Annotated in this window: 1 protein-coding gene; it reads right to left on the bottom strand. The window is 66.4% G+C overall.

Annotated elements, in window-relative coordinates; genetic code table 11:
* A partial coding sequence (locus QWJ41_RS21150; RefSeq protein ID WP_302710465.1) for a glutamate-cysteine ligase family protein occupies positions 1–277 on the bottom strand: 277 nt, incomplete at both ends.

Here is a 277-nt window from a genome sequence, read left to right as displayed (position 1 = left end):
GCACGGTCTCGATCGGCGCACCGGACAGTTCGAACTGACCGCCGGGCTCCAGCGAAATCGCACCGCCGCCGGTGACGTCATAGAGGCCGATGATGTTGCCGCGCTCCATGATCGGCTCCCAGCCGAGCAGCAGCTTCATGCCATCGAGCAGCGCACCGATCCCCCTGGCGCCTTCATACGGCACGGGGTTGTGGCCTTCGAGCGTGAACGGCGTCTTCTCGTGCTCGGTGCCGATGCGGAATTCCGATTTCGGCTTCACGCCCGCGGCGAGCCAGGC

This window comes from Nocardioides cremeus, assembly GCF_030518195.1.
Taxonomy (GTDB): domain Bacteria; phylum Actinomycetota; class Actinomycetes; order Propionibacteriales; family Nocardioidaceae; genus Nocardioides; species Nocardioides cremeus.
The sequence above is the reverse complement of the archived record's forward strand: the minus strand, read 5'-3'. Positions and strand labels throughout refer to the sequence as shown.